Below are 22,905 nucleotides of genomic sequence, written 5' to 3' on the forward strand. Positions count from 1 at the left end.
GTATTGGGTTTTCTACTCAAGTAACGCTACTTCTCAGACGACTGAGGTCCCTGTGCAAAATACGCCTCGACGCATTCTTCCATCACATTCCGTTTTACGTAGCTTTGAGGCTGCGGCGCGGCATTGTAGCTTTACCCTGGCCGCCGAAGAGCTGCATTTGACGCAGAGCGCGATCAGCCGTCAGGTCAAAGAGCTGGAGCTGACAGTTGGTACACCACTGTTCCGCAGGGTTGGGCGCCGAGTGGTGTTGACGCAGGCGGGGGAAAGTCTGGCGCGAGAGCTGACAATTGATCTGGAAAACATTCGCCGTACAATGCTACGGGCGATCGCAGGAGGGGCCAAAGGGGCTGCCTTGCGTGTGGCCTGTTTGCCGGCCTTTGCAAGCCGTTGGCTGATCCCGCGACTGCCGCAATTTTCTGATAAGCACCCGGAAATTGAGATCAATCTATCCACGCGGCCAAAACCGTTTGATATGGATGTCGAGCATTTTGATCTGGCAATCCATTTTGGCCGCGATGATTGGCCGAATACCGATATGGATCCGCTTTGCTCGGAAACGATGGTTGCGGTTTCATCTCCCGAGTTTCAGGAACGTTATCAGGTGGATTGTACTGAGAAGCTGTCTTCGGCCCCATTGCTGCACATGTCCACGCGCCCAACGGCTTGGGAGGACTTCTTTGAACTTGCCGCGCTTTCCCAGTCACCTATCATGTCCGGTAAGTACTTTGATCAATTTTCGATGATCATTGCAGGGGCGGTGGCGTCATTGGGCGTTGGATTGCTGCCGACGTATTTGATCGAGGAAGAACTGCAAAGCGGCAAGCTGGTGCGGCTAAGTGATCAAACACTGGTGACGAAGAACCAGTATTTTTTGGTCACGCCCGGAAATCAGGAAAACGCCGATGTATCAACCTTCTGCGACTGGATGCACCGTTGCATTAATGGAGAATAAGATGCTGCTTCACGGACAGTTTTGCCATTCAGACACATAGCCGTCGTTGATGAGGTAGACCCCGGAATCATGGGGCATAATCATAACACGGTAGGAGTACTGCTCACCTTCGCCTGAACACATGGCATCATACAAAACAGCATTCATTCCTCGTACATTAGTGGGTTTGATCAGCTCACAGGCACTCTCCAGCCCATAAAGAACGCCATCTTTAATCGCCAGCGTGCCGCCGTGTTCGCTCAGGTAGTCAGGATTGCAGGAGAGGCTTGCGTCTGGGTCGGTTCCGTCGGTGTACATTCCATCTAACGAAGCTGCGTGTAACGGCGTGACGATTGCGATCAGAGCAATGGCGGTACTAAAAAATCCGTTCGATAACATCTTCGACTTCCCTTCAATAAACCTGCACCAGAAAACAGCAAAAATGGGCCACCCATGTTGGGAAAATAGAAAACCCCGTGTCTCAGTCTATAGCAGGAACACCCCTTCGGCTACTGGTCTTCCTTTTCGGGGGCACCTAATCCTCGCGACAGACGTTCGGCGGCGTCCTTAACAATGCTTCCGATTTCAGAGATACGCTCTTGTGACAGTCTGTTTGATGGCCCAGAAACAGATATGCCTGCTACTGGTTCATTGTAGTAATTCACAATAGGTGCCGCCACGCAGCGCATGCCCAGATTTCGCTCTTCGTCGTCAACTGAGTAGCCTCGTGCGCGGATCTGCTCGATGTCCTTTCGAAGAGCATCAGGGGTGCAAACCGTTTTTTCGGTGAAAGCCTGGAAGTGTTGCTGTTTTAGAAACCGATCAAATTTTTCAGGGCTGTAACGACAGAGCAGCGCTTTGCCGATACCAGACGAATGCATGGGTGACAGGGTGCCAGGCGGAAAGAAGGCGCGGATGGACTCATGGGTTTCCACTTGGCTGACAAACATGACTTGTCCGTCTTTTTCGATGCCAAGGTTAGCGGTTTCACCTGTGATCTCCATCAGTTCCCGCATGATGGGTCTGCTACGGTCAACCACGCTGCTGCGGCGCAGGAAAGCTGATCCAAGGCGGAAGGCCATGGGACCAATATGCCAAGCTTGGGTTTGTAGATCAGTTTCAACAATTCCACGCGCATCCAGTGTGTTGAGCACGCGATAGATCGTTGCAGGGGACTGATCCAGCTGTTCAGCAATTTCGGTCAGAGTAAGGCCGTTGCTATTTGCCAATGTCTCTAGGACTACCATCGCACGATCTAGGGATTGAACCGGAGCGGTTTCGGTTTTCGTGTAAAACCCTTTGGGGCGTCCCTTGCGGCGGGGGGAAGTGGACATATCAGCGGCCTCGTCGTTCAAATGCGCTCAGATAATTTGTAAATGAAAATCTATTTTGTACAATGAAAAAACGTAACAAACTGTAAATGTTGCATAACTAAGAGTTACTTGGAAAGTGAAATATTTTTTCAAAAAAATTGGATGTCGTGGGGTGCAGAGCTACAGTTAGGACAACCGCCACAGGAAAGGCATCGCAATGAGCTTTCAAAACCCCGTCTTTATTCCCGGTCCGACAAACATGCCCGAAGCCCTGCGCAAGGCCTGTGATATGCCGACGTTGGACCACCGTTCGTCTTTGTTTGGCGAGATTCTGCACCCGGCTCTGCAGGGGGTGAAACAGGTTCTCAAGAGCGAAACCGCCGAGGTTTTTGTATTTCCTTCGACCGGAACCGGCGGCTGGGAAACTGCACTAACCAATACACTTTCTGCAGGGGATAAGGTTCTTGCTGCGCGGAATGGCATGTTCAGCCATCGCTGGATCGACATGTGCAATCGCCATGGCCTGGACATGACCGTGGTCGAAACTCCTTGGGGGGCTGGCCTTCCGGCTGACCGCTATGAGGAAATACTGACAGCCGACACCAACCACGAAATCAAGGTTGTTCTGGCTACGCACAATGAAACAGCGACCGGTGTTCTGAGCGATATTGCTGCCGTTCGTCGTGCGCTGGATGCGGCAAACCACCCGGCTCTGCTTTATGTAGACGGTGTTTCGTCTATCGGATCGATGGATTTCCGCATGGACGAATGGGGCGTGGATATCGCCGTTACCGGCTCGCAAAAGGGGTTTATGCTGCCTGCCGGACTGGCAATCGTCGGCTTCTCGCCCAAAGCGATGGCCAAGGTCGAAACCGCACAGTTGCCGCGCACATTCTTTGATATTCGTGACATGGCTGCGGGTTATGCCAACAATGCCTATCCGTACACACCAGCGGTTGGGTTGTTGAATGGTCTAAAGCAGTCGACCGAGATGTTGCTAGACGAAGGGCTGGAAAACGTCTTTGCCCGCCACAACCGGATTGCCAATGGTGTGCGAGCTGCGGTGTCGGCCTGGGGGCTGGAGCTGTGTGCCGCGTCACCCGAAGTCTACTCTGACTCGGTTAGCGCCATCCGCACCCCAGAAGGGTTCAACGCAACCGAGATCGTGACCCACGCGGCTGATGTCTATGGCGTTGCCTTTGGTGTTGGTCTGGGCGAGGTCGCAGGCAAGGTGTTCCGGATTGGCCACCTGGGCTCGCTGACTGATGTGATGGCCCTATCTGGCATCGCGACGGCTGAGATGTGCATGGCTGACCTTGGGCTGAATATTCAACTGGGTTCCGGAGTCGCGGCGGCGCAGGACGTTTATCGCTCCACCACCCGTCAACCTGCCTTGGCAGCGGCTTAAAGTAAGGGGGCATTAGCTATGTTGATCCCAACTTATGAGGACATGCTGGCGGCACATCAGCGTATTCAGCCCTATGTGCATCGCACCCCGGTGCTGACCTCTAGTTTCCTGAACCAGCTGACCGGCTCTGAATTGTTCTTTAAGTGTGAGAATTTCCAGAAGGCAGCAGCGTTTAAAGTGCGCGGTGCGTCAAATGCTGTGTTTGATCTCAGTGATGAGCAGGCCAAGCGCGGCGTGGCGACGCATTCCAGCGGCAATCATGCCCTGAGCCTAAGCTATGCAGCCGGTCGGCGTGGTATTCCGTGTTATGTGGTGATGCCGCATACGGCCCCGCAGGCTAAAAAGGATGCGGTAATCGGTTATGGTGGTCAGATCACGGAATGTGAACCATCGACAACCAGTCGTGAAGCGGTCTTTGCCGAGGTGCAGGAAAGGACGGGCGCCGATTTTGTTCACCCTTATAATGACCCACGTGTCATCGCCGGGCAGGGGACCTGCTCGCGCGAGTTGGCGGAGCAGGTCGAAGGTCTGGACGCTGTTGTTGCCCCCATTGGCGGCGGTGGCATGGTATCGGGCACCTGTCTGACCCTGTCGCATCAGGCGCCGAACATCGAGATCTTTGCAGCGGAGCCGGAACAGGCTGATGATGCCTATCGTAGCTTCAAGGCGGGTCACATCATTGCCGATGATGCGCCGGTGACTGTGGCGGATGGGCTAAAGGTGCCACTGAAGGATCTGACTTGGCACTTCGTGTCCAACCACGTGACCGACATTCTGACGGTGAGTGAACGGGAAATCATCGACGCCATGCGCCTGACCTGGGCGCGGATGAAGATTGTCATGGAACCCTCTAGCGCGGTGCCGCTGGCGACCATTCTGAAAAACAAAGAACGCTTCGCGGGCAAGCGCGTGGGCGTCGTCATCACTGGCGGCAATGTCGATCTCGACAAACTGCCGTGGATGAACAGCTGATCTGGGAGATAAGACTATGAACGCACAAACAAACTTTGATGAATTGATCGTTGGCTACGATGTACCCGCAGTACCTGGTATGGATGAGGCTGATATTCAGACGCCAAGCCTGGTGCTTGATCTAGACGCACTGGAGCGCAACATTCGCAAGATGGGCGACTATGCCGCGGCCCATGGCATGCGCCACCGTGTACATGGCAAAATGCACAAGTCAGTGGATGTCGCCAAGCTGCAGGAAGAACTTGGCGGTGCTGTTGGCGTCTGCTGTCAGAAGGTGTCCGAGGCCGAAGTGTTTGTTCGCGGCGGTATCAAGGATGTGCTGGTGTCGAACCAGGTGCGAGACCCTCTGAAAATCGACCGACTGGCGCAACTACCCAAGCTTGGTTCACGGATTATTGTCTGTGTTGATGATCTGGCCAATGTTGCAGATCTGTCTGCTGCGGCTCAGAAACATGGTACCCAGCTGGAAACCTTTATCGAAATCGACTGTGGCGCAGGCCGTTGCGGTGTGAACTCGACCGAAGCAGTGATTGAAATCGCCAAGGCGATTGAGGCTGCCGAGAACCTGAAGTTTTCAGGTATACAGGCCTATCAAGGTGCGATGCAGCACATGGATAGCTACGAGGACCGCAAGGTCAAGCTGGATGTGGCCATTGGCTTGGTCAAAGATGCAGTTGAAGGGCTTAAGGCCGAGGGCATCGAATGTGAGCTGGTTTCAGGTGGTGGAACAGGGTCTTACTACTTTGAGAGCAACTCGGGTGTTTATAACGAACTGCAGTGTGGGTCTTACGCATTTATGGATGCTGATTATGGCCGGATCCTTGATGCAGAGGGCAATCGGATTGACCAGGGCGAATGGGAAAACGCGTTGTTTATCCTAACCTCGGTGATGTCTCACACCAAGGCGGACAAAGCGATCTGTGATGCTGGGCTCAAGGCGCAGTCGGTGGATAGTGGTCTGCCATTTATCTTTGGCCGGGATGACGTTGAATACCTGAAATGCTCGGACGAGCACGGGGTGATTGGCGACCCTGATGGCGTTCTGAACGTGAACGACAAACTGCGTCTGGTGCCTGGTCACTGTGACCCAACCTGCAACGTGCATGATTGGTACGTAGGGGTCCGCAACGGCAAAGTTGAAAAACTATGGCCTGTGTCTGCTCGCGGCAAAGCTTACTAATTCCTCCCCGGAAGACTGGCGGGGTCGGTGTGCCTTAGTGGGCGGCTGACCCCGACTTTTATTGAAGGAAATCCATATGATTATCGTACCAGAACACGCGATCGCAGATTTGATCACACGCAAAGACAGTTTCGAGGCTGTCGAAAGTGTCTTTGCTGCCATGGCGAGCGAGCAGGCTTACAATTTCCCGGTTATCCGTGAGGCAATTGGTCATGCCGATGCGTTATACGGATTCAAATCAGGTTTTGACCGCGCAGGGCTGAACCTTGGGTTAAAGTCTGGAGGCTACTGGCCCGGTAATGCTGACAAAGGCCTGACCAATCACCAGTCCACGGTATTCCTGTTTGATGCAGACACAGGGAAATGTCGCGCTGTAGTTGGGGGAAATCTGCTGACAGCGCTTAGAACCGCGGCTGCCAGTGCTGTTTCAATCAAGCATCTGGCTCCGAAAAATGCCAAGGTTCTAGGCATGGTGGGGGCTGGGCATCAGTCTACGTTCCAAGTGAGAGCAGCAGTCGAACAGCGTGAGTTCGAAAAGATCATCGGTTGGAACCTGCATCCTGAATATCTGGTCAATCTTGAAAAAGTAGCCAAAGAGGTTGGCCTGCCATTCGAAGTGGTGGAGCTGGATCAACTGGGGGCCGACGCGGATGTGATTATCACCATAACCTCCTCGTTCGATCCGATATTGCTGGATGTACATGTTACTGGCGGTACGCATATCGCCTGCATGGGAACAGATACCGTGGGGAAACAAGAGGTCGATGCTGCGTTGGTTGCACGCGCAACTGTCTTTACGGACGAGGTCGCCCAGTCGGTTACATTGGGAGAGTGTCAGCATGCCGTTTCAAATGGCAGTAAGTTACAAGATGACATCAATCAAATTGGGGCCGTCATCAACAGTGATCATCTTGGTCGTACATCCGATGACGAGTTAACGCTCTTTGATGGGACTGGTGTCGGGCTGCAGGATTTGGCCGTTGCGGCGGCAGCAGTTGATCTTGCCGTTGAAAAAGGCGTGGCTGTCGACGTCGATTTCTAAGCTGCCGTCCCGCTATGAAAGAAGGCCCTGCAAAATGCGGGGCCTTTTGTTGATTTAGGCTAAGGGCCAACCACCGTGAACAGTTATCTGATTGGTACATAGAAAATGGCTTGTGCTTAGGGGCATTTCGAACTTATGAGAGGTTTGTCCATGGCCCGCCTTTTTTAAGGTCGTAGTTGCCCCTTGGTCAAGTTGTCCAAAGCTTGAAATTCTCAATTTGGTAGACAAGCCCTTGCATTGATTCGAGCCTACTACCCGTCTTAGCGTTTACTCTGTTTCAACAATGCGGCGCGATTTCTGGGATTGGTTCCAAAATGCGAGAATAGTTCGGACTGTGTACAGTTCCGATGAATGGCAAGATTTAGGCCTTCAGCCCCAATTGAATTGTCGACGTAAGCGAAACAGTATTCCAAACATCACGGTGTTTTATATCGATAATAAAGACTTATTCTTTATTAATGGGCCGTTAACTATGTTGCTTAACCTAAATCACGAAACAATTTGCTCTGATTGAACTGTATAAATTGAGCCTCTGACGCATCCAACAGCAGGCATAGAGGTATAATTGATTAAAGTTTTTCATTGTTGGGGCGCGTCCTTAGGGTATTGATAGGTCAGCCCATCTTTTGGGGAGAAGTCTGCTGGTCGTGGGGGCGACTGCACTTTTTACATCTGACGATGTCAGAAACCTGTTTGGTAACAGAGTAGCTGCCGCTGCACTTAGACCAAGATCAGATGCATACATGCCTTTCGGCGTGCGTGCCGCCGAGGATTTTTCTTCGGTGTTTTTGACGCGCTCGGCGTAAAATTGCTGTTGTTGATCGTATTGCGAATTCGGCCCGGATGTATGGAAAGTTTTTTCCGCTGCAAAACGCGGAGTGGTGCGTGGGTGTGCCGAAAAGGAGAATGTGATGGCGAACAATTTTGACAACCCGTATTCGGCGAATGTGATTGGCTTGTGGGATTTCCGTGATGGGTACACAACCGATGACTCTGGGTTGGGTGACGGAATTGCTCAAGATGGCACTCCTGAAAATGGCCCAACCTTTGCTGGTGGCTGGATGCTAGGCAATGGTGATGGCTCTCGCATGGATGTGGATGATGGCGACGACGCTGCATTTGATCTGAGCGAAGGTACAATCATCACATCGTTCCGCCCTTATGATCTGCCAAGTGGTGACCCTCAGACCGTAGTGAGCCGGGGTGTTTCAGGTCAGGAAGACGGCGATCAGGACCCCGATACTGGCTTTATGGAAGTTCGTGTGACCAACGATGGTTCGGTCGAAGTCTATCATGTTGATGGTGATAACTCTGTTCTGCTTTCCACCGACCCCGGCTTCTTTGTCGGCGGTAATATCGTGACAGTCACTTATGGCTGGAACGAGGGTGGCGTGACTATGACTGTTGAGAATACCTCTCAGGGGACATCGCAGACCTTTGGAAGCGACCAGTCTGGTATGACTTTGGATCTGACCGAAGAAGATGAGCAAAGCTTTGCCATTGGCGCACGTGAATCCGAAGAGGGTTCCTTTGATCAGAACTTCAACGGCGCAATCGACTATGTCGCGGTTCTAGATGACGATGTTGTTACACCTAACAGCGGCCTAGACGGGATTGTCGAAGGTACTGAGGGTGATGATCTGATCGACACTGTCTACACCGGTGACCCCGAAGGCGACATGATCGACAACGAAGATGCCATTAATCCGGCAGATGAGCCGAATGATGACCTGGTGAATGCCGGTGCGGGTGATGACACCGTTGAAGCCGGTGCTGGTGATGACACCGTGCATGGTGGTTCGGGTTCGGATGTTCTGAACGGCGGCGAAGGCGACGATGTTATCGAGGCTGACACCGACGCTCCGGGCTCGGCACCATTAAGCCGTCAGGTATTTGAGTGGGACCGTGCGCCTGATCCAGATGATGGCGGTACTGTCGACAACGAAGACGACCTGAGCGGCGGCTTTAGCCAGGATACGGGTTCGGTAACGGTAGACTTCTCGGTGTTGAGCGAAACATCGGGTGTTTCGACTGAGTTTTCCAACACGACACAGTTCGTTGGCAATGTAGACGATGACGGCAACCCAATCGAAGACAGCAGCGGCCTGTCATCGGTAACCAATGGCAACGGCGAAAACGCTGCCTACCAGCTCGACTTCTCGGGTCCAGTTGAAAATGTGTCTTTCCGGATCAATGACATCGACGGTGATGGTGTTGTTCAGGTTACGGCATATGATGCCGACGGAAACCCGGTTGTTGTTAACCTGGCCGGTGGCCCGGCTTTGACAATGTCTGATGAAGATGGCGTTGCCGGTGACGATACCGCAGCAGCGGATGGGGGGTATGCCAGCGCTGACAATGCAGATATCTCGTTGTTGGTCACAATTCCTGGCCCGATTTCGCGGTTGGTTGTTGAACACGATCAGGTTGAGAACGGAAACTCAGGTATTCTTGTCTCAGACGTCTACTTTGATGCTGTAGGTGAGGGCTCCGAGATTGTTCCCGGTGATGACACCATCGATGGCGGTGATGGAGACGACATCATTATTGCCGGCGGTGGCAATGATGACGTAACTGGCGGAGAAGGGTCCGACAGTGTTGACGGTGGTGATGGTGATGATGTCATCGATACATCCGGTGGCGGCGCAATCCCACTGCCAGATCGTGGGTTCCCTGGCTATGTCAGCCCATCTGTAACCATCCCTCCAATTCCAGCCGACAGTGATACCACTGATGATATGGACACCGTAGACGGTGGCACTGGTAACGACACGATCATGACAGGCGATGATGCCGATCTGATCATGGGTGGTAGCGGTGATGACAACATTGATGGTGGCATCGACGATGACACCATCTCGGGTGGTGCTGATAACGACTACATCGTTGGTGGCGAAGGTGCCGATAGCATCCAGGGTGATGCGGGTAACGACACTATCTATGGTGGCTTGGATCCAGCGTTCCCAGATGTTCTTAACATTCTTGATGATGGCTCGGACGGTGATCCGGTTGATCCAGATCAGACCAACGGTACTGATGTAATCGACGGTGGCGAAGGCAACGACCTGATCTTTGGTCAGGACGATGACGATACGCTGAGCGGTGGCGCAGGTAATGACACCCTGTTTGGTGGTATCGACGAGGATGAACTGTCCGGTGGCACTGGCGACGACGTCTTGCTTGGCGGTCAGGGCGCTGACTTGGTCATGGGCGGTGATGATGCTGACACAATCGGCGTAGGTATCGGTGATACCATTATCGGTGGTGAAGGCGGTACAGATAACGACTCCGCAATTGCCACTGGCCTTGCAACCGTGAACTATGATGGCGGCGATCCATCTTCCGAGTCCGGAACGATCACCTACTACAACGATGATCTGACCGAGGCTGGAACTGCTGAGTTCTCTGAAATCGAGAACGTCTATGTTGTAGGCACAGCAAGCACGAGTGCGGTTCTGGAAGATCCTTCATCAGCTCCTGGCGCACGTAGTGTCGACGGCGTTGTTGAAGGCACCAGCGGCGATGATCTGATCGATCTTGACTATCTGGGTGACCCAGAAGGGGACCGGGTTGATTACGACGATGCGGTTCCACCACTTGTCGGGTCTCAGGATGTGATTGTAGCGGGTGCAGGTAATGACACCGTCGAGGGGCATTACGCCACAGACGTCATTTTTGGTGGCGCTGATGATGACGAACTATACGGCATGGGTGGCGGTGACGCTATTGATGGCGGCACTGGCGACGATTTCCTGGATGGTGGCGCTGGTCGTGACATTCTAGCTGGCGGTGACGGCAACGACACTATCTCTGGTAGCAACGACGACGAGGATGACGGCGGCGACCTGATGTTTGGTCAAGACGGCGACGACACTTTTGTCAACGTTGGCGAAGGCGAAGTTATCTATGGCGGCGAAGACGATGATGGCGGTGACATCGACGTTCTGGACCTGACCGGAGCTGCTGAGGCCGTTAACCCGGGCGGCAGCCTGTCGATCACATATGATCCAACCGATCCTGAAAGTGGTGTTGTAACCTTCTTCAACGCCGATGGCGAGGAAACCGGAACAACTGAATTCCACGAGATCGAGCGCGTTATTCCTTGTTTCACGCCGGGTACCTTGATCGCGACCCCAAAAGGTGAGCGCAAAGTTGAGGACCTGAAAGCTGGTGACCGGGTTATCACACGAGACAATGGCATTCAGGAAATCCGCTGGGTGGGTCGTCGTGATCTGGAACGCACCGATTTGGCAGCTTCGGGCCACTTGCAGCCTGTGTTGATCTGTCAAGGCGCATTGGGCAATGGTCTGCCTGAGCGCGACATGATGGTCAGCCCCAACCACCGGGTTCTGGTCGCAAACGACAAAACAGCGCTTTACTTCGAAGACCGTGAAGTGCTGGTTGCGGCTAAGCACCTGACTGGTCTGAAAGGTGTAGACCCGGTTGAAACCAGTTCGGTGAGCTATATTCACTTTATGTTCGACCAGCACGAAGTGGTGCTGTCGGATGGCGCGTGGACAGAAAGCTTCCAGCCCGGTGATTTGACCCTGCGTGGGATGGATAAGGATCAGCGCAACGAACTGCTGGAACTGTTCCCAGAGCTGAAGACCGAAAAAGGCCAAGCGGCTTATCCCGCCGCGCGTCGGTCGCTGAAGAAGCATGAAGCACGCCTGCTGGTTCACTAAAGCCAACAGTCAAAGGTATTAGAAAGGCAGGGCTAGATCGCCCTGCCTTTTTGTTTTGCAGTGCAAAGAAGACTTAGATTGATTTGGTCCGCCAGTTGGCCCAGGCTTCTGGGGTGTCTAGATCGGTCACAGCGCGCTGACCGGGCAGGGTGATCAATTGAACCTGTGCCGCTCGCAGGATCTCGCGGGCACCAGTGTCACCGCTGAGCGCCAGCAATGAACTAAAGAAACGGCGAGGGAACAGGACTGGATGTCCAGGCGAGCCATCAGCTGAGCTAGCGCGCAGGATTGGCCCGTTGGGGTCGTGGAACTGTGCCGCAATGTGGAGCAGGTCCTGAGTTTCCAACTCAGGCAGGTCAGTTGGTAGGATCATCACCGCTTCAGCCTCATCGGGAAGGGCTGCGACACCGGCGCGGATGGAGGCTGCCATGCCCTCAGATGCATCAGAAACCGGAATGATAGTAGCGCCATCAACCCAGCATGCGCGTTCGTGGTCACGAGAGGGCACAGTGACATAGCACGGAATACCGGTCAGCGCTGCACGCCGGGTAACTTGGGCAATGAGAGGTTGGCCATTTATCACTTCCATCAGCTTATCACGCCCACGCATCCGCGAAGAGGCACCCGCAGCCAGCAGCAGAATGGCGATATTGCGCATGATGTCTCTCCGGCCTGGGTTGGTCAGAGCGTATCTTTGACAAGAACAAGGGTAAGGGCCAGAGGTTTCTTGTCTCTGACCCCTAATACTTGGATTAGCCGCGCATGCGCGCGCCGTCGCTGTCAAAGAGCGGTGTTGAGATCAATGTTGCCTGATGCATCTTACCCAGGATTTCGATCTCGACCTTAAGCCCATCGGTGGCGTGCTCGGTGGGAACAAAGCCCAGCGCAACGGATTTTTCCGTATAATGGGAATACCCACCAGATGTGCAGAACCCAACAACTTTGCCGTCAAGCCAGATCGGCTCGTAGGCCACGACGTCTGCATCCTCTGCCTCAACCTCAAATGCACAGAGCCTGCGTTTGGGGCCAGTCTTTCGCTCGGATTCGGCCGCGTCTCGTCCGATGAACTGGGTGTCTTTGTTGAACGATATGAACCGATCCAAACCTGTTTCTGCGGCTGTGTAATCTGGCGAGAACTCTCGCAGCCAGGATCCAAAGAATTTGTCCAACCGCAGGCTCATCATGGCGCGCATACCAAAGGGTTTCATGCCGTGTTCCTGACCTGCTTGCCACAGCACGGACCAAAGCACACGTTGACTGGGCAGGTCACAGTAGATCTCAAAGCCCAGATCGCCAGTGTAGCTGACGCGCTGCACGATGCAGTTGGCCATGCCAACGGTCAGGCGACGCACGTCCATGAATTTCATGTCGGAAATGTCCTGACGCGTGCAGGCTTGCAGAACGGCACGCGCTTTGGGGCCTGCAATTTGGAACCCGCTGCGGCGGTCTGATATGTTTTCGATTTCTGCGCTGTCGGTGATGTTCTGCAAGAACCAGCGCATGTGGTAGGCTTGAGAACCGTAGGAGGCCGTTAGTTGGAATTCAGTCTCACTAAGGCAAGAAATGGTAAAGTCTCCGATAAGACGCCCTTTGTGCGACAACATCGGGGTCAGAGACAGGCGGCCAGGTTTGGGGACGCGTCCTGCCATGATCCGGTCTAGCCATGCGCGCGCCCCTTTGCCGGTGACGCGGTATTTGCCAAAGTTGTGGACCTCGTTGATGCCCACGGCTTCGCGCACGGCTTTTACCTCGCGCGCGGTCGCCTCAAACGCGTTGGAGCGGCGGAAGGACGGTGTCTCGTAGCGTGGTTCGTTTTCGGAGGCGTAATAGTTGGCGACCTCAAGCCCGTATTGCTGGCCCCACACCGCGCCCATGCCATCAAAGATGTCAAACATTGGCGTGGTACGGAACGGGCGGGCTGCTGGCAGTTCTTCGTTTGGATATGTGACCGAGAACCGGGTCTGGTAGTTTTCGATGACTTTGGGGCGGGTATAGCCGGGGGTGATCCAGTCGCCAAAACGGGCGCAGTCCATGGCAAAGGTGTCGCGTTCGGTTTCGCCTTCGACCATCCATTGCGCCAACATCAGGCCAACACCGCCACCTTGGCTGAACCCTGCCATAACCGCACAGGCGGACCAGTAATTTCGCATACCGGGAACCGGGCCGACCAGAGGATTGCCATCAGGCGCAAAGGTGAACGGCCCATGGATGACTGATTTTACACCTGCTGTTTCCAACGCGGGGAAGCGTTTGTAGGCAAAGGCGATCGAGTCTTCGATCTTGTCAAAATCATTTGGCAGCAATTCGTGGCCAAAGTCCCAGGGGGTGCCGTCGACTGCCCAGGGTTTGCAGGGTTGCTCGTAAAACCCGATGCACAAACCGCGGCCTTCCTGACGAAGGTAGCTTTCACCTGCAGGATCCATCACATGCGGATGTTCGCCTCCGCCGTCGATGATTTCGGCGATCATCGGGACCTCGTCGGTGACGATGTATTGGTGCTCCATTGGGTGCAGTGGGAAGTAAACCCCAGCCATTGCACCAACTTCTCGTGCCCAGAGACCACCCGCGTTTACGATGTGTTCAGCATGGATTGTGCCCTTGTTGGTGACGACATCCCAGCTGCCGTCAACGCGTTGATTGGTTTCAAGAACCTTGCAGTGTGTTTCGATGTTGGCGCCACCCATACGCGCGGCCTTGGCATAAGCGTGGGTGGTGCCGGATGGATCTAAGTGGCCGTCCAGCGGATCGTAGAGGCCACCAAGAATGCCGTCGACATTGGTAACGGGGGCAAACTTCTTGATCTCATCCGGTGTAACAATTTCGGTCTCAAGCCCCATGAAACGATGTTTGGCACGCTCGGCCTTGAGCATGTCAAAGCGTTCCTGGTTGTCTGCCAAGGTGATGCCGCCCACATGGTGCAAGCCGCAGGACATACCGGTGATTTCCTCCAGCTCGCGATAGAGCTTGATGGTATAGCCCTGCAGAGCCGCCATGTTCGTGTCGCCGTTTAGCGTGTGAAAGCCACCGGCCGCGTGCCACGTCGATCCAGACGTGAGTTCGGACCGTTCCAGCAACATGACATCGCTCCAGCCGAGCTTGGTCAGGTGATAAAGCACCGAACAGCCAACAACTCCACCGCCAATGACAGCTACCCTTGTCGTAGTTTTCATCACAGATCTCCCGCATACCGTTTCTGATATTCTGGACATATGTGAACAGTAGTCCAGTCAAAAAACGACCAGCAGTGTCGCCACTGGCGCAAGAGTAGGGGGCGGGAGCTTGGGGACCTACAACAAGGGGCGGATTTTGAGTGCAGTAATCCTGTTGCCGACTCGCTCGGTAACTTCAAAACGGAACCCATGAAAGGAGAACACCTGACCCTTGGTAGGGATCATCTGAGCCTCGTGGATAACAAGGCCTGCAACGGTATTGGCCTCGTCGTCGGGTAGCGTCCATTCGGTGGCTCGGTTGAGATCGCGAATGGTGGTAGCTCCATCTACCAGGAAGTTTCCGTCAGACGTCTTTTCAACGGGTGTTTCTTCTTCCAGGTCAAATTCGTCCGTTATCTCACCGACAATTTCTTCCAGAATATCCTCAAGCGTGATCAGACCCTGCAAAGAGCCATATTCATCAACCACCAAAGCAAAGTGCGCGCGTTGGCGTAGAAACTGCCGCATTTGGTCGTCCAGTGGCGTGGTTTCGGGGATGAAATAAGGGGGCTTGGCAACGTCTGAGATTTGAAACTCGCGCAGCGTAGTTGCATCACCTTCCGGGCCTCCAATCTGAGCGTACATTTCCCGCAACAGGTCTTTGGCGTGTACGACGCCTATGATATTTTCAGGCTCATCCTTAAACAGCGGCAGGCGCGTATAGGGTGAGCTCAAACACTGTTTCAAAATGTCTTGTGGCTTGTCAGCGGCATTGATCATTTCGATCTGTGAACGGTGAAGCATGATTTCGTCTACCGCACGTTCAGAAAGATCCAGAGCACCTAGAATACGGTCACGGTCTTCCTTTTCTACAACTCCTTCGGAGTGTCCGAGCTGCAATGCGCCAGCGATTTCTTCGCGAACTGCTAGAACATGGCCGTCAGGATCAATTTTCACACCAAAAACGCGTAAGACACCCCGTACCAACAGGCGCACCGCCCCCACGAACGGAGCCAGAATGGAGACCAAAAGGCCGATGATCGGCGCGACAGTTGCGGCGGCTTTTTCAGCATTGGAGATGGCATAGGTCTTGGGCAGGACTTCTGCGAACACCAGCACAAGCAAAGTCATCACCAGCGTGGCCAAGGCAACGCCGCTTTCGCCAAAAGCACGGGTGAACATGGCCGTAGCTAAAGATGTGGCCAATATGTTGACCAGATTGTTACCCAGTAAAACCGAGCCAATAAGCCGCTCACTATCCTCAGTAACACTCAGCGCACGTACTGCCCCGCGAGACCCCTTATCAGCCTGTGCGCGCAGCTTCCCGCGGGAGGCGGCTGTCAATGCGGTTTCAGATCCCGAGAAAAAAGCCGAAAGCACCAGTAGCAGGACAATGATGCCTGCGGTGATCCAAAAAGCGCTGTCCAAAACGGTCGAGGAGGTTTCCATGAAGAGTCCAAAAGTTGCGATACAAATATGGTTATGGGGTGCGGTGGTGCGGCAATCAAGACTTAGGTGTCAGGCTCTTCGTCTTGTGCTAAAGGGTGATGTTGCAACACCAACTCGCTTAGCCGGGCATCCAGCACATGGGTGTATATCTCTGTTGTGGCGATATCTGAGTGGCCAAGCAAAGTCTGAATTGCACGCAGGTCAGCGCCATTGGCCAACAGGTGGGTCGCAAAGGCATGGCGCAGCGTGTGCGGGGTCACCTTATCCCGGGCAACGCCCCCGGTAACCGCGAGGTCCTTAATCAGCTGATAGAACCAGTGCCGGGTAAAGTGACCAGCCTTGCCTCGTGATGGGAACAGGAATGTAGAAGCTGTAATTCCCTTTGACTTACGTTCTTCCTCATTCTCATCCCTGACTTGGAGCCAAGCCGCCAGGGCCTCGCGGGCAGGTGGGGAAAGAGGCACCATGCGCTCTTTGTCACCCTTGCCGCGTATCAACAACATACGGGGATCCCCACGAGCCGCAGAAGCAGGTAAGGACATCAACTCGGTTACCCGCATGCCTGTGGCATAGAGAATTTCCATCAAGCAGGTGTTGCGTAGCTTATCAGCTTGGGTGCGGCCGGTTTGACGGGCAGCATCCAACAGGCGGTCGACCTCGATGACTTCCAGTGTAGTGGGGAGTTTCTTGTCTCGCCCGGGTCCTCGAATTTGGATCGCCGGATTGTCTGTTCGCCAACTCTCTTCAAAAGCAAAGCGGTAGATTTGTTTGACAGCTGAAAGACGCCTGGCGCGGGTGGATTTGGCTAGTCCCTGTGCGTCGCAGTGGATCAGATAATTTTCAATGTCTTCACGACTGGTCGTAGCAATATCGAGAGAATTGCGTTCAAGCCAAGTTACAAAATCCTTGAGGTCACGACCATAAGCCAGAAGCGTATTGCGGGATGCACCTAGCTCAGCCGCTTGAGCGTCCAAGAATGTAGAAATCCACTGATGTGCATCCTGCAAGGCCACTTTATGTCCGTTCCAGCAACAACAATTGTAACGCAGCCCGCCGCGCGGTGTCTTCAAGCCCAACCGCTCGCAATGTCGCTAGTGCTGCACTCAGATCTGAAAAATTGCCCGTTGCACCTTGTTCAAACATTTGCATGGTTCGCAAGATGACTTCTCCCAGCTGCCCTTTATCCAGCAAGGGTTTCATGTCAGAGGGAAGAACTGCATCCATTGCAAATCCGTCTCCGATCGCTCGCTCAAGTTCCGTCGAAGCCGTAAGTAAGTTTGGCGCCCCTTGCGCCAAGGAGGCAAGGAACTGACTTTGGGAACTGGAAACTGGGGGCGGGACAGAAGAACCTTCATAAGTTGAGGACAACAATTGTATCTGCCAAGCGAGTGCGGCCATGTCTCCGGACAAAGAGATTTTCTGCAATTGGTTGGCAAAAAGGTCCGCAAAAGCGACTTCGATCTGAGCCTCTGTCATAGCGCTCCAGACCGCCGGCAGTGTCTTTGCCACAGCATCAGCACTATGGGTGCTTAAAGCGGTTTCAAAGCGCTGGAGTGCTGCTACTCGGTCCCAAATACCACCAGATGCAGCGGGAAGACGTGCGGTGTATAGTCCCAACAGTTGATTGGGGTTGAGCGCTCCAATCCGCGTCAGGCGTTCAGCGGCCTCCAACTGGGCCTTCCATCCGGCGACATCGCGGAGGTCCGCTGCTGCAAAGGCTCTGGGCAAGGGGGCTGTAGGGAGCCGTTCTCCAATGGTCTCGAACAACCGAAATGTCAGAGGATCCGGGTCTTTGGGGCGCGGAAGCGGTGGCGCGAGTTCATAGATATCCGGACTTATGAAACGGTCAAGCAAATCCAGCTCTGCTTTGGGTATCACCTCTAGAGCATGTATGGCTTCTAGAGTCAGGGCCGCTGTTTGCCAATCCCCGCGTCGGGCCGCGCAAAATATGCGGGCGGGATACTCGGGTGACAGGTAGGGCTTGGCGGTGAGAGCAGCACAGGCGCGATCCTCGTCTCCGGTTAATAATGTGGTGTCAAACCAACGTCTAAAACGGTCCAGCGTATTTGTGGGGCCGGCGTGCTCTGCAAGTGCTTGGGCGGGATCCGTTGCGCCAAGCTGCATGAGACGGTCAAGACGGGCAAGTAGCAAGGAATCTCCCGTACCAGCAGGAGGGCGGGTCTCGGAAAGTAATAAAGTAAACAACAAGGACTGCATGGCAGGACTGTCGCGAACCGAAACCTGGCTGATGAGGCGGGACAGAGTAGCGACATCGCTACCATGCCATAAATCAACGGGAAGCCCGGTTGCAGACGGAGAAACTAGCCCTATTGGCACCAGCTGGGCCTCCAGCGGCGTTACGTCAATTTGGGGCTGCAGCGCTGAGCCGGTGACCGGCGGTTCAAGCAGCACTGTATCTGGCAATGTTTGGTCAGACGGGGCTTGCTGAAGCCAAGTTATCGCCGAAAGAGGGTCAGTCGGATAGGCAGCAGTGGTCAAACACATCCACGTGACCAATGGCAGGAACGCCTGCTTAATCTGCATCCAGCACCACCGGTTTTCTGACTTCAGAGGTGGGAGCACTAAAATCTGCACCAAACCATGGCCCAATATATGCATATGCAATCAGACCAATTACACACAAAATTACGATGAAAATCAAATATTTAACTAAGCGCCCCATGAAGTTCTCTCTGCCCTGCACATTTGTATTTTCGCAAGTTATATATGGCCTTTTCAACAAGATCACGTCATTCACTGAAGAATGAGCGAAAATGAGCAAAAAACCGTTGCCGAAGTTATGGATTCCGAGCCAGCAATTCTGAAGAAGACCATTGTAATGGTTGGGATGATGGGTGCCGGTAAGACTGCGGTCGGCAAAGCGCTGGCAGCCCGTCTTGGGGTGCCGTTTCTGGATAGCGACCATGAAATTGAAACTGCAGCAAATCTATCCATACCCGAGATTTTTGCCCGGGATGGTGAACCCTTTTTCCGGTTGAAAGAACGGCAAGTTATTTCGCGCCTGCTGGCAGAAAAGCGAGGGGTGCTTTCGACCGGTGGTGGCGCTTTCCTGTCCGAAGAGAACCGCCGTATGATAACTGAAGGCGGCGTGTCAGTTTGGCTCAAAGCCGATCTTGATGTTCTTTGGAATCGAGTGAAACATCGGGATACACGTCCATTGCTCCGCACTAAGGACCCACGCGCCACTTTACGTGCGCTCTATGATGAGCGGGTTCCGTTTTATTCCGAGGCCGACCTGCCAGTGGCTTCTGATGGGCGGGCATCGATCGATGAAATGGTAGACAGGGTTGTAGAGGCGTTGAAGTCTCGCCCAGATGTATTGGAATGGACATAATGGAACGTACTGTACGCGTCGATCTGGGCGAGCGCTCTTATGATGTGGTGATAGGCCCTGGGTTGTTACAACAGGTAGGGGGCTTTATTGCACCGCTTCTCAATCGTCGGCGGGTTGTTGTTGTCAGTGATGAGAATGTAGCAGCGCTGCACCTGGAAACACTGCGTGCAGGCTTGGCTGTTGAAGGCATTGAAATGGAGGCGCTGTCGTTGCCGCCAGGAGAGGCTACCAAGGCTTGGCCCGAGTTCAGTCGCACCGTTGAATGGTTATTGCAGCAAAAGGTGGAACGCGGAGACGTCGTCGTCGCTTTTGGCGGCGGCGTGATAGGTGATCTTGTTGGTTTTGCAGCCGCTGTTTTGCGCCGCGGGGTCCGGTTCGTGCAGATCCCCACATCCCTGTTGGCTCAGGTCGATAGCTCGGTTGGCGGCAAGACCGGTATTAATGCGCCACAAGGAAAAAACCTGATTGGCGCCTTTCATCAGCCCTCCTTGGTGCTGGCCGACACTGAAGTTTTGGGTACTCTGACGGCACGAGATTTCTTGGCAGGGTATGGCGAAGTCGTGAAGTACGGAATGCTGGGAGATGCGGGTTTTTTCGCCTGGCTCGAAGCAAACGGTCCGGCATTGGCTAATGGAGATATGGCGGCTCGGGTCGAAGCCGTTACGCGCTCCGTTCAGATGAAAGCAGACATTGTCGCGCGCGACGAGACCGAACAAGGGGATCGGGCCTTGCTAAACCTTGGCCACACTTTTTGTCATGCCCTGGAAGCTGCGACTGGATATTCAGATCGGTTGCTACATGGTGAAGGCGTAGCCATCGGCTGTGCCCTAGCCTTTGAGTTGTCAGCACGGTTAGGACTATGCAGCCAAGAGGACCCAAGTCGCGTTCGGGCGCACCTCAAGGACATGGGGATGATGACGGACCTTGCTGATATCCCAGGGGACCTACCAGGTGCCAACGCATTGGTTGATCTGATGGCGCAGGATAAGAAAGTTGTCGACGGACAGCTGAAATTTGTCCTGGCACGTGGTATCGGAGATGCGTTTGCCACCGCAGACGTTCCCCCCGAGGCCGTGCTGGCCGTTCTGCAAGATGCATTGCCTGGGGGGCAACAGGTTTCTTAGGCCACTTGATGCCAAGGCTGAACGTGAGCTGAAGGCTCTTCATCACGGATCGAGAATTCCGAAATATGTCGGTTTAGCTCCACAGCATGATGTGAGAGCTGAACTGATGCCTCTGTTGTTTCCTGGACCATTGCCGCATTCTGCTGAGTAACTTGCTCTAGTTCGCCCACGGCTCCATTGATATCAGAAAGCTGATGGGCTTGTTCTTTGATGACCACCGCAATTTCTTCCATCAGTCCGGATATTTTTGTGACTTGGCCATTCACATGTTCCATTGAGCTTCCAGCCTGCCCAACCAGTTCCGCTCCGCGGTCGACTAACCCAGCGCTTCTGTTGGTTAGCTCATCAATTTGGCCAACTGCATCTGAGCAGCGTTGGGCAAGTACCCGCACTTCGCTGGCAACCACTGCGAAACCTCGGCCTGCTTCACCTGCTCGGGCCGCTTCGACCCCTGCGTTCAAAGCCAAAAGATTCGTTTGAAAAGCAATATCTTCGATTACTTTTGTGATGGCTGAAATCTCTCCAGACGAGTCGCGAATTTCTTCCATTGCAGAAACCGTATCATTCACAACTGCGCTACAGCTGGAAACGTCGGCACGAGCATTCTGGGCGATGGTTTCTACTTCGCCAGCATTCTCCGCTGACTGGCGAACGCTTTGGGTTAGTTCGTTCATTGCCGCTGTTGTTTGTTCCAACGCAGTGGCTTGAGATTCAGTTCGCTGTGCCAGGCGGGTGGCGTTTTCAGAGATAGCTGTGGTTCCGTTGCCAACAGTGTCAGCGAGCTGGCTGACCGATGAAAGGGCTGCTTCGAGCGCCTGCGCTGAATCATTGAAATCATTGCGCAGGGCTTTGAACTCCTCGGGGAACTCTTCTTCGATGCGATAAGTTAGTTGCTTTTCGTTTAGGTTAGACAAAGCATCGCCAACACGCTGAGCCATCCAGGCCTGTTCCCGACGATTTCTTTCAATCTGCGCATCAGAGCTTCGTTTCTGGATGGCTCCTTCGCGTAGTGTAACAACGCTGCGTGCCATGGAACCCAGCTCATCCTTACGGTCTGCACCTGGAATTTCTATGTCCAGATTGGAATTTCCAAGTTCCTCAAGCGCGTTGTTCAGTCCAGCCAAGCCTCGGCTTAGGTCGCGTGCGACGAGAACCGACAACAAAAGAATGACTACGACCAAAGTGCTTAGTCCTGCCAGGTTCCACATAAAAGAACTGCGATTGCCCGTTTCAAAAGCATGCATATCTGTGCGGAGGTTTGTGACAAGTGCATCTTCCATGTCTTTCATCGCTGACAGGGCAGCACTTGCTGTTGCAAACCACATCTCTTGAGTAATCGATTTGATTTCAGCCTTCTTCCGATCAATGACATTTTGCCGGATCGTCATCATATCTTGGTAATTGGCATTAGACTGAAGCTCTTTTAGCAAGCCAAGAGCATGGTCCGAGGCTGTACTGTGAAAACTCCGCATGCGTTCTTCGGTTCTCTGTACCGCGATCGCAAGCTTGCGAACGCGCTTTGGAGTCCACACCGCGGCAAATCCGACGGATCCAGTTGCACGTTCTATTCCTACCGAGTCCTTTGTTAGAAGAAAGAACGACAGGGCCATGCCTTGTTCGGCGATATTCTTATCTTCAACAGTCAACGAAACCGCCAAGGCAATATCAATTAGATGAGCGTTTAGCTCTGTGTAAAAATCAACCACCTCTGGAATTTCAATATCTCGCTGCGCGACCTGCTTGCGAATGTCGTCGACACTCGCAAGCAGTGGCTCAAGTTCCTCGATGGTGACTAGGGTGTCATCGCTTAGGGTCTCGCGGTCAACGCGTGGCAATATGTCTTTGAAATCCGAATACAGTACGTCGTTTTCTTGCGTTAACTTTGCCAAAGATTCAGGGGCCTGATCTCCTTTTGATGCAAGAAAGCCCACACTTATTCCGGTCTCGGCTTGGAGCGAATGCACAAGATTGCTTACTGTTTCGACCAGTTCACCTGCTACAGATGTGTCAATCTGGGTTTGTTTATAGAGATCTAAAAGTCTGGTGCTGGAAAAAACCATAATCAGTATCATGGGTATCGCAACCAGCATGGCGATTCTGGTGGTGATAGGTAGCCGATTTAGGACTTGCATGGCCATAACGTGCGATCTCCCTGGTACAAACACCAGATCTGTATGGAATTCCCTTATTAAAATTGTGTTGCTTTTACGCTGAAGGAGGGGAGTTGGTTGTTAACCTGCAAAGCAATCTTGGTAAAATTAGAAATGCCCTGCCTCTAGCGAGAGACAGGGCGCAGC

The 22,905-nt window shown here is 53.6% G+C and carries 17 protein-coding genes; 8 read left to right on the forward strand and 9 right to left on the reverse strand.

The features are described from left to right. Nucleotides 1-52 precede the first annotated feature (52 nt). Nucleotides 53-952 (forward strand): LysR substrate-binding domain-containing protein, encoded by a 900-nt coding sequence (locus AC2T28_RS05870; RefSeq protein WP_486748044.1) that lies wholly within the window; start codon nucleotides 53-55, stop codon nucleotides 950-952. Nucleotides 953-961: 9 nt separating this feature from the next. Here AC2T28_RS05870 and AC2T28_RS05875 read toward each other — a convergent pair whose 3' ends face one another. Further along, a complete protein-coding gene (locus AC2T28_RS05875) occupies nucleotides 962-1,330 on the reverse strand; it encodes a hypothetical protein (RefSeq protein ID WP_486748045.1) in 369 nt (122 codons plus the stop codon). Nucleotides 1,331-1,440: 110 nt separating this feature from the next. Next, on the reverse strand, nucleotides 1,441-2,265 hold the full coding sequence (bhcR, locus tag AC2T28_RS05880) for an HTH-type transcriptional regulator BhcR (protein ID WP_486748046.1): 825 nt from the start codon (nucleotides 2,263-2,265) through the stop codon (nucleotides 1,441-1,443). 196 nt (nucleotides 2,266-2,461) lie between these two features. Here bhcR and bhcA point away from each other — a divergent pair, with 196 nt between their 5' ends. The 5 genes from bhcA (at nucleotide 2,462) to AC2T28_RS05905 (ending at nucleotide 11,531) form a co-directional block, all read left to right on the forward strand. Then, nucleotides 2,462-3,652 carry an L-aspartate--glyoxylate aminotransferase BhcA gene (bhcA, locus tag AC2T28_RS05885; RefSeq protein ID WP_486748047.1) on the forward strand — a complete coding sequence of 397 codons (1,191 nt, stop codon included), beginning with the start codon at nucleotides 2,462-2,464 and terminating at the stop codon, nucleotides 3,650-3,652. 18 nt (nucleotides 3,653-3,670) lie between these two features. After that, nucleotides 3,671-4,624: a beta-hydroxyaspartate dehydratase BhcB gene (gene bhcB, locus AC2T28_RS05890; RefSeq protein ID WP_486748048.1), complete on the forward strand. Its 954-nt coding sequence runs from the start codon at nucleotides 3,671-3,673 to the stop codon at nucleotides 4,622-4,624. Between the two features lie 16 nt (nucleotides 4,625-4,640). Next, the gene (gene bhcC / locus AC2T28_RS05895) at nucleotides 4,641-5,804 is read left to right on the forward strand and encodes a 3-hydroxy-D-aspartate aldolase BhcC (RefSeq protein WP_486748049.1); all 1,164 of its coding nucleotides are present in this window, start codon (nucleotides 4,641-4,643) and stop codon (nucleotides 5,802-5,804) included. 76 nt (nucleotides 5,805-5,880) lie between these two features. After that, a complete protein-coding gene (gene bhcD / locus AC2T28_RS05900) occupies nucleotides 5,881-6,846 on the forward strand; it encodes an iminosuccinate reductase BhcD (protein WP_486748050.1) in 966 nt (321 codons plus the stop codon). A gap of 911 nt (nucleotides 6,847-7,757) precedes the next feature. Then, nucleotides 7,758-11,531, forward strand: coding sequence for a Hint domain-containing protein (locus AC2T28_RS05905; RefSeq protein ID WP_486748051.1), 3,774 nt, complete (start codon nucleotides 7,758-7,760; stop codon nucleotides 11,529-11,531). 73 nt (nucleotides 11,532-11,604) lie between these two features. Here AC2T28_RS05905 and AC2T28_RS05910 read toward each other — a convergent pair whose 3' ends face one another. The 6 genes from AC2T28_RS05910 to AC2T28_RS05935 all read right to left on the reverse strand — a co-directional run bounded on the left by AC2T28_RS05910 (nucleotide 11,605) and on the right by AC2T28_RS05935 (nucleotide 18,887). After that, a complete protein-coding gene (locus tag AC2T28_RS05910; protein ID WP_486748052.1) occupies nucleotides 11,605-12,189 on the reverse strand; it encodes a nucleotidyltransferase family protein in 585 nt (194 codons plus the stop codon). Nucleotides 12,190-12,283: 94 nt separating this feature from the next. Further along, nucleotides 12,284-14,701, reverse strand: a complete 2,418-nt coding sequence (locus tag AC2T28_RS05915) for a GcvT family protein (protein WP_486748053.1) — start codon at nucleotides 14,699-14,701, stop codon at nucleotides 12,284-12,286. 117 nt (nucleotides 14,702-14,818) lie between these two features. After that, complete coding sequence (locus AC2T28_RS05920; RefSeq protein WP_486748054.1) at nucleotides 14,819-16,129, reverse strand: HlyC/CorC family transporter; 1,311 nt, start codon at nucleotides 16,127-16,129, stop codon at nucleotides 14,819-14,821. Between the two features lie 62 nt (nucleotides 16,130-16,191). After that, nucleotides 16,192-17,142, reverse strand: coding sequence for a site-specific tyrosine recombinase XerD (locus AC2T28_RS05925; RefSeq protein WP_486748055.1), 951 nt, complete (start codon nucleotides 17,140-17,142; stop codon nucleotides 16,192-16,194). A 1-nt stretch (nucleotide 17,143) separates the two neighbouring features. Beyond that, complete coding sequence (locus AC2T28_RS05930; RefSeq protein WP_486748056.1) at nucleotides 17,144-18,673, reverse strand: hypothetical protein; 1,530 nt, start codon at nucleotides 18,671-18,673, stop codon at nucleotides 17,144-17,146. Continuing rightward, nucleotides 18,663-18,887, reverse strand: coding sequence for a hypothetical protein (locus tag AC2T28_RS05935; protein WP_486748972.1), 225 nt, complete (start codon nucleotides 18,885-18,887; stop codon nucleotides 18,663-18,665). The genes AC2T28_RS05930 and AC2T28_RS05935 overlap by 11 nt, the downstream gene beginning before the upstream one ends. Nucleotides 18,888-18,893: 6 nt before the next feature. Here AC2T28_RS05935 and AC2T28_RS05940 point away from each other — a divergent pair, with 6 nt between their 5' ends. Together AC2T28_RS05940 and aroB are read left to right on the forward strand one after the other, a co-directional pair. Continuing rightward, nucleotides 18,894-19,484, forward strand: a complete 591-nt coding sequence (locus AC2T28_RS05940; protein WP_486748057.1) for a shikimate kinase — start codon at nucleotides 18,894-18,896, stop codon at nucleotides 19,482-19,484. Next, nucleotides 19,484-20,608: a 3-dehydroquinate synthase gene (gene aroB, locus AC2T28_RS05945; protein ID WP_486748058.1), complete on the forward strand. Its 1,125-nt coding sequence runs from the start codon at nucleotides 19,484-19,486 to the stop codon at nucleotides 20,606-20,608. The genes AC2T28_RS05940 and aroB overlap by 1 nt, the downstream gene beginning before the upstream one ends. Here the strand turns inward: aroB and AC2T28_RS05950 are convergent. Beyond that, nucleotides 20,605-22,746 carry a methyl-accepting chemotaxis protein gene (locus AC2T28_RS05950; protein ID WP_486748059.1) on the reverse strand — a complete coding sequence of 714 codons (2,142 nt, stop codon included), beginning with the start codon at nucleotides 22,744-22,746 and terminating at the stop codon, nucleotides 20,605-20,607. The genes aroB and AC2T28_RS05950 overlap by 4 nt on opposite strands. Nucleotides 22,747-22,905: the final 159 nt, after the last annotated feature.

Source organism: Parasedimentitalea nitratireducens (genome assembly GCF_057444295.1).